The 12,252-nt window shown below is 73.6% G+C and carries 1 protein-coding gene (only partly in view); it reads right to left on the bottom strand.

All coding sequences use genetic code 11. From position 1 onward, the window contains the following. Window positions 1-12,114, bottom strand: partial view of a type I polyketide synthase gene (locus tag ABZ562_RS38715; RefSeq protein ID WP_361489437.1) — the 5' portion only. 8,544 nt of this gene lie to the left of the window's left edge; the window shows 12,114 of its 20,658 coding nt (coding positions 1-12,114); it begins with the start codon at window positions 12,112-12,114; its stop codon lies beyond the left edge, outside the window. Between the last annotated feature and the right edge of the window lie 138 nt (window positions 12,115-12,252).

Below are 12,252 nucleotides of genomic sequence, written 5' to 3'. Positions count from 1 at the left end.
CGCGTCGGAAAGCCGTTCCAGTACGAGCACGCCGACGCCCTCCGACCAGGAGGTGCCGTCCGCGTCACCGGAGAACGCCTTGCAGCGGCCGTCCGGGGCCAGCCCGCCCTGGGCGCTGAACTCCACGAAGGCGTCCGGGCCCGACATCACCGAGACACCGCCGGCGAGCGCCAGCGAGCACTCGCCGCCGCGCAGCGCCCGGGTGGCCCAGTGCAGGGCGACCAGCGAGGCCGAGCAGGCGGTGTCGACGGTGACCGCCGGGCCTTCGAGACCCAGCGCGTACGACACACGTCCCGACAGCACGCTCGCGGTGTTGCCGGTGGCCGCGTACCCCTGTACGTCCTCGGAACCGGCCCGCAGCACGGTGGTGTAGTCCTGACCGTTGGTGCCGACGAAGACGCCCGTCTGGGTGCCGCGCAGCGCGCCGGGGTCGATGGCGGCCCGTTCCAGCGCTTCCCACGAGGTCTCCAGCAGCAACCGCTGCTGCGGGTCCATGGCAAGCGCCTCGCGGGGCGAGATCCCGAAGAACCCGGCGTCGAACTCGGCCACGCCGCTGAGGAATCCGCCCTCGCGGGTGATGGACGACCCGGCCGCCAGCGCGTCCAGGTCCCAGTGCCGGTCGGTCGGGAACGGCGAGATCGCGTCGCGCCCCTCCGAGAGCAGCTGCCAGAAGTCCTCGGGCGAGGTCACTCCGCCGGGGAAGCGGCAGCCGATGCCGACGATCGCGATCGGGTCGTCGGCCAGGGGCCGGGTAGCGGGGTCCGCCGGCCGGGTGGCGGAGTCCGCCCGCTCCGGCAGCGATCCGAGCAGCTCGGCGAGCAGGAACTCCGCCAGTTCATGCGGGGTCGGGTAGTCGTACACCAGCGAGGCGGGCAGGGTCAGCCCGGTGGCCGTGGCGATCCCGTTGCGCAGTTCCAGCGTGGTCAGCGAATCGAAGCCCAGGTCCCGGAAGGTCCAGTCGGCCTCGACGGTGGCTGCGTCGGCGTGGCCGAGCACCGCGGCCACCTGGGTGCGCAGCAGATCCAGCAGGAACCTGCCGCGCTCGGCGTCGGGCATGCCCGCCAGCCGCTGCCGTAGCTCCGACTCGCCGGGCATACGGGCCGCGGCGGCGCCGCCGTCGGTCACGAGGGCCTGCCGCACCTCGGGCAGGTCGCCGACGAGCGGGGCGGGCCTGGCGGAGGTGTGCGCGAGGACGAAGCGGCCCCAGTCGATGTCGGCGACGGTGAGGGCGGTGTCGTCGTGCTCGACGGCGGCGCGCAGCGCGGAGATGGCCAGGCCCGGTGCGAGGGGCGTGAATCCGCCGCGCCGTACCCGCCGTTCGATCTCGCCGCTGTCGTTGTCGGCGTCCATGCCGCCGCTCACGGCGCTGCCGCCGACCATGCCCGATCCGGCCCACGGGCCCCAGGCGATCGACACGGCGGCGCGGCCCCGGGTCCTGCGGTGTTCCGCGAGGGCGTCCAGGTAGGCGTTCGCGGCGGCGTAGTTGCCCTGCCCGGCGGCGCCGATGACGCCGGCCGTCGAGGAGAACAGCACGAATGCCGACAGTTCGGTGTCCTGGGTCAGTTCGTCCAGGTTCCGCGCGGACACCGCCTTGGCGCGCAGTACGGCCGTGAAGTCATCCGGCGTCAGGTCGTCCACGACGCGGTCCTCGATCACGCCCGCCGTGTGCATGACCGCGGTGAGCGGGCAGTCCTCGGCGATGTCCGCGAGGACCGCGGCGAGTTCGTCCCGGTCGGCGGCGTCGCAGGCCGTGATGGTGACCCGGGCGCCGAGTTCGGTGAGTTCCCGCCGCAGGCCGTCGGCGCCCGGCGCCTCCGGGCCGCGTCGGCTGATCAGCAGCAGATGGTCCGCGCCCTCGCGGGCCAGCCAGCGGGCGACGTGTCCGCCGAGGCCGCCGGTGCCGCCGGTGACCAGGACGGTGCCGCTCGGTGTGAACTCGCGCCCGGTCCTGTGGTCCGTCGTCACCGGGCTGTGCGCGAGCCTGCGCGCGAACACCCCGGAGGCGCGTACGGCGACCTGGTCCTCGGCGTCCGTGCCGGTGTACGCGAGGACGCTCCGGAGCCGGCGCACCGTGGCCGGGTCGATCCGCTCGGGCAGGTCGATCAACCCGCCCCAGCGCCGGGGGTGTTCGAGTGCGACGACGCGGCCGAGGCCCCACACGGCGGCCTGGGCCGGGCTGCGTACCGGCTCGGAGCGGGCGACGGACACCGCGCCTCGGGTGACGCACCACAGGGGGGCGTCGATCCCGGCGTCGCCGAGCGCCTGGAATGCGGTGGCCGTGCGGGCCGAGCCCCCGCCACCGTCCAACGCGTCGTCGTCATCGAGCGCGAGCAGGGAGAGCACCCCGGCGAACTCGCCCGCGGGCAGCAACTCGGCGAGCGATCCGCGGTCGGCCGCGGTGACCTCGACGCGTACGGTCGGCGCGCCGAGGCCGTCGATCACAGCGGTCCGCCACGTGTCGTCGCCGGGCCCGGCCGGGGTGAGCACCAGCCACCGGCCGGGCAGGGCATGCGACTTCGGCGTGGCGTTCGCCGGCTTCCAGATCGCCTGGTAGCGCAGTGCGTCGACGCTGGACCTGTCACGGCGGCGACGGCGCCACGACGACAGCGCCGGGGCCAGCACGCTCACCGCCTCGGCGTCGAGGTCGAGGGTGGCGGCCAGCGAGTCCGTGTCCTCGCGCTCCACCGCGGACCAGAAGTCGGCGTCCGCTCCGTCCCCGGCGGCGGGCGCCGCCGGGTGTGCGGGCTCCGCCCAGAACCGCTGCCGCTGGAAGGCGTAGGTGGGCAGGTCGATGCGCCGTGCGCCCATTCCGGCGAAGAAGCCGGACCAGTCCACGGGCACGCCGTCCACGTGCGCGCCCGCCAGCGCGGCGGTGATGGCGGGCACCTCGTCGCGGTCGCGGCGCAGTGCCGGGATCACGGCGGTGCGTGCCCGTGCCTCGCCCTCCAGGCAGTCCTGGGCCATGGCGCTGAGCACCCCGTCCGGTCCGAGCTCGAGGAAGGTGCGTACGCCCCGCCCGGCGAGGGCGGCCATGCCGTCGGCGAAGCGAACGGTGCGGCGGACGTGCCGCACCCAGTAGTCCGGGGAGCCCAGCTCCTCGTCGGTGGCGAGTTCGCCGGTGACGGTGGACACGAGGGGGATCGCCGCGGCGTGGTAGGTCACGCGCGCGGCGACGGCGGCGAAGTCGTCGAGCATGGCGTCCATGCGCGGCGAGTGGAAGGCGTGGCTCACGCTGAGCCGCTTGGTCCGCCTGCCGCGCGCCGCCAGACCGGCCGCCATCGCCTCGACGGCGTCCTCGTCCCCGGCGATCACCAGCGAGGCCGGGCCGTTGACGGCGGCGATGGACACGCGGTCGGTGAGCAGCGGGGCGACCTCGTCCTCGGTGGACTCGACGGCGACCATGGCCCCTCCGGCGGGCAGGTCCTCCATCAGCCGGCCGCGTGCGGCCACCAGCGTGCACGCGTCCTCCAGCGAGAACACGCCCGCGACGTGTGCCGCGGCCAGTTCGCCGACGGAGTGCCCGGCGAGGTAGTCGGGTGCGATGCCCCAGGATTCGAGCAGCCGGAACAGCGCCACCTCGATCGCGAACAGTGCGGGCTGGGTATAGCCGGTCCGGTCGAGCAGCACGGCCTCGGGTGTGCCGTCGTCCGCGAACATGACCTCGCGCAGCGGGCGGGCCAGCTCGGTGTCGAGGTGCGCCAGTACGGCGTCCAGCGCGTCGGCGAACACCGGGAACCGCTCGTACAGCTCCCGTCCCATGCCGGGACGCTGGCCGCCCTGCCCGGTGAACAGGTAGGCGAGCCGGCCCCGGCCCGTGCCGCCCCCGCCGCCGTGCACCACGCTCGCGTCGCTCAGGCCGTCCCGCAGGGCCAGCAGGCCGCGGCGCAGACCGTCCTGGTCACGGGTGATGACGGCCGCGCGGCGTTCGAAGCTCGACCGGCACAGCGCCTGTGAGTACGCCAGGTCCGTGAGGTGCGTTCCGGGCCGGTCCTCGACCAGGGACAGGAGCCGGCCGGCCTGCGCCCGCAACGCGTCGTCGGTACGGCCGGACAGCACGACGGGAACGATCTCCGCGCGAGGCCCGGCGGCGGGCTCGGCGGGTTCCTCGACGGGCGGTGCCTGTTCGAGAACGGTGTGCACGTTGGTACCGCTGATACCGAACGAGGACACGCCGGCCCGACGCGGCCGCCCGGTCCGCGGCCAGTCGGTGGGCTCGGTCAGCAGTTCCACCGCGCCCGCCGACCAGTCCACGTGGGACGACGGGGTGTCGGCGTGCAGGGTCGGGGGGAGGACACCGTGGCGCAGCGCCATCACCATCTTGATCACACTCGCCGCGCCGGAGGCGGCCTGGGTGTGTCCGATGTTGGACTTGATCGAGCCCAGCAGCAGCGGTCGTTCGCGGTCCTGTCCGTAGGCCGCCAGCAGCGCCTGCGCCTCGATCGGGTCGCCGAGCGCGGTACCCGTGCCGTGGCCTTCGATCGCGTCGATGTCCGCCGCGGCCAGCCCCGAGTTGGCCAGGGCCTGCCGGATCACACGCTGCTGGGACGGCCCGTTGGGGGCGGTCAGGCCGTTGGACGCACCATCCTGGTTGACCGCGCTGCCGCGGACCACCGCGAGGACCGGGTGCCCGTTGCGCCGAGCGTCCGACAGCCGCTCCACGAGCACCATGCCGACGCCCTCGGCGAGCGCCATGCCGTCGGCGGAGTCCGCGTACGCCTTGCAGCGTCCGTCGGGGGCCAGCGCCCGCTGGCGGCTGAAGCCGATGAAGGTGTTCGGCGTGGACATGAGGCTCACGCCACCGGCGAGCGCGAGCGTGCTCTCGCCGTTGCGCAGCGACTGGCAGGCCAGGTGCAACGCCGTCAGCGAGGAGGAACAGGCGGTGTCGAGGGTGACCGCGGGGCCCTCCAGACCCAGCAGGTAGGAGACCCGGCCCGACAGCACGCTGGACAGCGTGCCGGTGACCGCGTGCCCGTCCGGGCCCCCCGAGCCGTCCGCGCCGTCGCCGCTGAGGGCGCCGCCTGTCTGGTAGTCCTGGTAGCTGGCCCCAATGAACGCGCCGGTGAGGGTGGAACGCACGGTGTCGGGGACGATCCCGGCGCGTTCGAACGCCTCCCACGCGGTCTCCAGCAGGAGTCGCTGCTGCGGGTCCATGGTCATCGCCTCGCGCGGCGAGATGCCGAAGAAAGCGGGGTCGAAGTCGGCGGCGTGGTGCAGGAAACCGCCTTGCGCGCTGTACGTACGCCCCGGGGTGTCCGGGTCCGGGTCGTACAGGGCGTCGGTGGGCCAGCCGCGGTCGGCCGGGAATCCGGAGATCGCGTCCGCGCCCCCCATGACCAGTTCCCACAGCTCTTCCGGCGAATTGGCCTCGCCCGGGTAGCGGCAGCTCATGCCGATGATGGCGATCGGCTCGTCGGTGGTGGCGGACACGGCCGGGGCCGCGGTCCGCTGCTGGTCGCCGGTGATCCCGCCACGCAGGAACTCGGCCAGCGCCACCGGGGTCGGGTAGTCGAACACCATGGTCGCGGGCAGGCTGAGGCCGGTGATCGCGGCGAGCCGGTTACGCAGGTCGACCGCGGTCAGGGAGTCGAAGCCGACCTCCCGGAAGGCGCGCCGCTCGGCCACCGTCTCGACGGAACCGTGGCCGAGCACGGCCGCGGCCTGGCCTCGTACGGTGTCCAGCAGCAGCCGGTCCCCCTCGGCGGGCGGCAGAGCGGCCAGCTTCGCCGCGAACTCCCCGTTGCCCGCCTGCCCGGCCTGCGCTTCGGCGGCCTCGACCAGCCGTCGCACCTCGGGCACCTCGTCGAACAGCGGCGTCGGGCGGACCGAGCCGAACACCGGGTAGTAGCGGTCCCAGTCGACATCGGCGATCGCGAGCACGGTCTCGTCGTCGTCCATCGCGCGCCGCATCCCGGTCAGCGCGAGGCCCGCGTCCATGAACTCCAGGCCGCTGCGCCGGATCTGGTCCGGGGCGACCCGGCCGATGCCGAGTTCGTTGGCCCAGATGCCCCAGTGGACGGACGTCGCGGTCAGGCCGCGGGCGCGCCGGTGGGCGGCCAGCGCGCTGAGGTAGGCGTTGCCCGCCACGTACGCGGCGTGCTGACCGCTTCCCCACATGCCGGCGACGGACGAGAACAGCACGAAGGCGTCGAGTTCGGTGTCCGCCAGCAGCTCGTCCAGGTTCCGCGCACCGGCGACCTTGGCGTGCATGACCCTGGCGAACGCCGCCATGTCCGTCTCCGCCAGCGTGTGCAGCTCGATGACGGCGGCGGCGTGAATGACGGTGCGCAGGGTGTGGCCTTCGGTCGTCAGCCGGTCCAGCAGCGCGGCGAGCGCCTCGCGGTCGGTGATGTCACAGGCGGCGACGGTGGCTTCGGTGCCCTGCCCGGCCAGTTCATCCACCAGCTCGGCGGCGCCGGGCGCGGCCATGCCCCGGCGGCTGACCAGGACGATCCGTTCGGCGCCCTGGTTCGCCAGCCAGCGCGCGACATGCGGGCCCAGAGTGCCGGTGCCGCCGGTGACCAGCACCGTGCCGCGCGGTTCCCAGGCCCGGCGCGGCTCGCGGTCACCGGCCGGGGCGCGCACGATGCGCCGGGCCAGCACACCGGAGGTGCGTAGGGCGAGCTGGTCCTCGCCCCCCGCGGTCCGTGTTCCGGGTCCGGCACCGGCACCGGACCCGGCTCCGGCTCCGGCTCCGGCCAGTACGGCCGCCAGCCGCTGCCCGCCCCGCTCGTCCAGGGTCTCCGGCAGGTCTACCGCTCCGCCGTAGAAGCGCGGGTGTTCCAGCGCGGCGGTCCAGCCCACGCCGAGCGTCTGCGCCTGGACCGGGCGGATGACCTGGTCGGAACGCCCGGTGGCGACCGCGCCCCGGGTCAGGCACCACAGGGGTGCCTCGGCACCGGTGTCCTCCAGGGCCTGTACGAGGGCAACGCCCAGGGCCGTGCCGACGGCCAGCTCGGGATACGCCCGGCACGGCTCCTCGGCGGCGGCCAGCAGGGACACGAATCCGGCGATGCCGTTCGGCTCGTCCGCCCCGTCAGCCTCATCCGCCTCATCCGTCTCGACTGCGTCGGCCAGTCGGGACGCCAGCACGGCACGGTCCAGGCAGGACTCGTCCAGCGCCACCCGGCGTACGCGTGCGCCGTTGGCCCGCAACGCGGCCGCCACGTCATCGCCGGTACCACCCTCGTCCGTACGGCCTTCGCCTCCGGCGGTGACGACCAGCCAGGTGCCCGAGAGCGTCGCCCGGGGCAGGGCGGGCAGCGGCGTCCAGGTGACCTGGTAGCGCCAGTCGTCCACGGTGGACTGCTCGTGCTTGCGACGGCGCCAGGCGGTCAGTCCCGGCAGGATCGCGGCGAGAGCCTCCTCGTCGACGTGCAGGCTCTCGGTCAGGCCCGCGAGGTCCGCGCGCTCGACGGCGGCCCAGAAGGCGGCGTCCGCCGGGTCGGCCGCCTCGGCCCGCTCGGCCTCGACCGGCCCTACCCACAACTGCTGGTGCTGGAAGGGGTACGTGGGCAGGTCGACCCGCTTGGCCTCCGTCCCGAAGGCGGCGGTCCAGTCGACGCGTACGCCCCGTACGTACGCCTCCGCCAGCGAGGTCAGCACGCGTCGCGGCCCGTCCTCGCCACGGCGCAGGGTTCCGACGGCCACGGCCGGCACCGCGGTCTCGTCGATCAGGGCCTGCACTCCCATGGTCAACACCGGGTGGGCGCTGACCTCGATGAACGCGCGGTGCTGCTCCTCCAGCAGCTGCGCGACCGCGGGCGCGAAGCGCACGGTCCGGCGGAGGTTGTGGTACCAGTACTCGGCGTCCATGCCGCTCGTGTCGAGCCAGTCACCGGTCACGGTGGACAGCAGGGGGACGAGCGAGGCGCGCGGGGTGATCGGCGCCAGCTCGGTGAGGAGTTCGTCGCGCAGATCCTCGACGTGCGCCGAGTGCGAGGCGTAGTCCACAGCGATCTTCCGCGCCCGTACGCCGTCCTCGGTCAGGCGGGCGGACAGTTCGTCCAGCGCTTCCGGATCGCCGCACACCACCACGGCACCGGGGCCGTTCACGGCCGCGATCGACAACCGTTCGTCCCAAGCCTCCAGCCGGGGCCGGACCTCGTCGACGGACAGCGCCACCGACATCATGCCGCCGCGCCCCGCGAGGCGCCGGCCGATCGCCTGGCTGCGCAACGCCACCACGCGGGCACCGTCCTCGACGGACAGCGCGCCCGCGACCACGGCAGCCGCGATCTCGCCCTGCGAATGGCCGACGACCGCGTCCGGGATGACGCCGTACGACTCCCACACCGACGCCAGCGACACCATCACCGCGAACGACACCGGCTGCACGACGTCGACGCGCTCCAACGACGGCGCACCGGGCTCCTGCCGCAGTACGTCCTCCAGCGACCACTCCACGAACCGGCCCAGGGCCGTCGCACACTCGCGGAGCCGCTCGGCGAACACCGGTGACCGCTCCAGCAGAGCGGCGCCCATTCCAGCCCACTGCGTGCCCTGCCCGGGGAAGACGAACACCGTCTTCCCCTCGACATCGGCCTCGCCCCGGACCACGGGAGCCGACAGGTCCTCATCGGAGAACGCGGCCAGTGCGGCCGACAATTCGGCACGGTCCGCGCCGACGGCCACCGCGCGCCGCTCGAACGCCGACCGCGATGTCACCAGGGAAAAGCCGACATCGGCGACGTCCACCGGAGCGGCTTCGACGTGCGATACCAAGTCTGCCGCCCGGTCGCGCAGCGAGGCACCGTCCCGGGCCGACAGCACCCATGGCACCACTTCCCGAGCCTGCTCGGACGGCATCGAAGCCGGGGTGGATTCGCGTTCGGGGTCCGGTTCGGCCGGAGCCTGTTCCAGCACCGCGTGCGCGTTCGTACCGCTGATCCCGAAAGACGACACCGCGCACCGGCGCGGCTGCCCGGTCTCCGGCCACGGCACCGGCTCGGCCAGCAACCGGAGCGCCCCCGAGGACCAGTCCACATGCGACGAAGGCGTGTCCACGTGCAGGGTCTGCGGCAGAACCCCGAGCCGCAGCGCCATCACCATCTTGATCACACTCGCGACACCGGCCGCCGACTGGGTGTGGCCGATGTTCGACTTCACGGACCCCAGCCACACCGGCCGCTCCGGGTCCCGGTCACGGCCGTAGGTCGCCAGCAGCGCCTGCACCTCGATCGGGTCGCCGAGCGGCGTGCCGGTGCCGTGTGCCTCCACCGCGTCGATCTCGGCGGGCGAGACCCGCGCGGTGGCCAGCGCCTTGCGGATCACCCGCTGCTGGGAGGGGCCGTTGGGCGCGGTCAGTCCGTTCGAGGCGCCGTCCTGGTTGATCGCGCTGCCGCGGATGACGGCGAGCACCGGATGCCCGTTGCGCCGTGCGTCCGACAGCCGCTCGACCAGCAGCAGCCCGACGCCCTCGGCCAGCGCCATGCCGTCCGCACCGTCGGAGAACGCCTTGCAGCGGCCGTCGGCGGCGAGCGCGCGCTGACGGCTGAACGCCACGAACGCGTCCGGCGTCGTCATCACCGTGGCGCCCCCGGCCAGCGCGAGCGAGCTTTCACCGTCGCGCAGGCTCTGGCAGGCCAAGTGGAGGGCGACCAGCGACGAGGAGCAGGCCGTGTCGACCGTGACGGCCGGGCCTTCGAGACCGAGCGCGTACGCCACGCGGCCCGACAGCACGCTCGGGATGGACCCGGTGACCATGTGGCCCTCGGTGCCGTCGCCCGCGCCACGGCCGTAGTCCTGGTAGCTGGAGCCGATGAACGCTCCGGTCAGGGTGGAGTGCAGGGCGGCCGGGTCGATGCCTGCCCGTTCGACGGCCTCCCACGCGGTCTCCAGCAGCAGCCGCTGCTGCGGGTCCATCACCAGCGCCTCGCGCGGCGAGATGCCGAAGAAGACCGGGTCGAACGCGCCCGCGTCGTGCAGGAACCCGCCCTGGGTGGAGTACGTCGTGCCACTGCGGTCCGGATCCGGGTCGTACAGGCCGGTGGTGTCCCAGCCACGGTTGACCGGGAACTCCGAGACCGCGTCCACCCCGGAGGAGACGAGGTCCCAGAACTGCTCGGGCGAGGTGACGCCACCGGGGAAGCGGCAGCTCATCCCGATGATCGCGATCGGCTCGTCGTCGGTGGGCGCGGCCGGTACGGCACCCGCGCCGTACGTATCGGTGGTGTCGGTGCCGTCGGCGGCGTCGCTCAGCAGCTCCGCCCGCAGGTATCGGGCCAGCGCGAGGGGGGTCGGATAGTCGAAGACCATGGTGCTGGGCAGGGTCAAGTCGGTGACCAGGCCGAGCCGCTTGCGCAGCTCCACGGCGGTCAGCGAGTCGAACCCGTGGTCCTGGAAGGCCCTGTCCGGCTTGATGGCATCCGGGCCGGGGTGCCCGAGAACAGCGGCCGCATGGGTACGGACCAGGTCGAGCAGCACCGGCAGCCGGCCGCTCTCCGGGGCCTCGTGCAAACGCTCGCGTAGTGCCGATGCCGCCGTTTCGCTCTCGCGCCGCGCTTCCCTGGCCGTCTCCGCGGCCTCACGCGCGCCGGGAAGCGTCGTGAGCGACGCGATGGAGCGCAGGCTGAACAGCGCCTCCAGCACCTGCTTGTCGCCCAGGTCGGCGACCACCGTGGTCGCGTGCGGCTCGGCCACCAGCTCGGACAGGGCTTCCAGCGCGATCCGCGGTTCCAGCGCCGTAGTCCCCGCGTGCCGCGCCCGCGCGGCCATGCCGTCCCCGCTCCAGGCGCCCCAGGCGATCGAGGTCGCGGGCAGACCTCGCGACCGGCGCCGCAGGGCCAGCGCGTCCAGCACCGCGTTGGCGGCCGCGTAGTTCGCCTGTCCGAGGTTACCCAGGGAACCGGCCACCGACGAGAACAGCGCGAACACGGACAGATCGCGGTCGGCCGTCAGCTCGTCCAGCAGCAGCGCCGGAGCGACCTTGGACTGGAACACTTCCTCGAACCGCTCCGGGGTCAGACCCTCCAGCATCGCGTCGTCCAGCACCCCGGCCGCGTGCACCACACCGGTCAGCGGGAACTCGGCCGGGACGGCGGCCAGTACGGCTTCCAGTTCGGCCCGGTCGGCGACATCGCAGGCCACGACCGTGACCCGGGCGCCCAGTGCGGTCAGCTCCGTCTCCAGTTCCGGTGCGCCCGGCGCGCCCGGTCCACGGCGGCTCAACAACAGCAGGTGTTCCGTGCCGCGTTCGGCCAGCCACCGGGCCACGTGCGCACCCAGCGCGCCGGTACCACCGGTGATCAGCACCGTGCCCGACGGGTCCCAGCACGTCGCGCCCTCACCCTCGACGGTGGGAGTGAGCGTGGGGTCGACGGACGGGGTGGGCGCGGGAGCGGACACCAACCGACGGCCGTAGACGCCCGAGGCGCGAACCGCGACCTGGTCCTCATCACCCGGCCCGGCCAGCACCCCGACCAACCGTCGCACGACCAGGTCGTCGAGTTCCTGCGGCAGATCGATCAGTCCGCCCCAACGCTCCGGGTACTCCAGTGCGGCGACCCGGCCCAGTCCCCACACCGCGGCCTGCAATGGGTGGCTCACCGGATCGGCGGGCTCCACCGACACCGCGCCGCGAGTCACCGCCCACACGGGCGCCCCGATCCCGGCATCCTCCAGCGCCTGCACCAGCACCGCCGTGTCCATCGCACCGGCGGGCACACTCGACCAACGAGCCCATTCATCAGCCGCGAGCAGAGACACCACACCCGAGGGCTCTGCCACACCCTGTGCAGTCAACTCGGCCATCTGCCGGGTAAGGTGCTCGGCCAACGCCGCACGCTCGGCGTCTTCGACCAGCACCCGCACCACGTCCCCGCCCAGCGCGGCAAGCACGAACCGAACCCACTCGTGCTCGGCCTCGTCTGCCGGGATCACAGCCAACCAGGTCCCGGACAACGCCGTCGGCAGCGTGCCGCTCAACGCCTGCCATGTCTCCCGGTACCGCAACGCATCCACCGCCGACCGGGTCCGGCTCCGGTTACGCCAAGCCGACAGCGCGGACACCACGCCGTCCAACGCGTCCGTGTCGATCTCCAGGCGGGCCGCCAGGGCCTCCAGGTCCTGGCTCTCAACCGCGGCCCAGAACTCCGCGTCGACCCCGTCCACGGTCATCCCGGCCTCGGTCCCCGCGCTCCGAGCCGCCTCGGGCCAGTACCGCTGCCGTTGGAAGGCGTAGGTGGGCAGTTCGACCTGCCGGGCGCCGGTGCCGGTGTAGAACGCCGGCCAGTCGACGGCGATGCCGGTCACATG

Origin of the sequence: Streptomyces sp. NPDC019937 (genome assembly GCF_040631655.1) — a bacterium.
Lineage (GTDB): Bacteria > Actinomycetota > Actinomycetes > Streptomycetales > Streptomycetaceae > Streptomyces.
The sequence above is the reverse complement of the archived record's forward strand: the minus strand, read 5'-3'. Positions and strand labels throughout refer to the sequence as shown.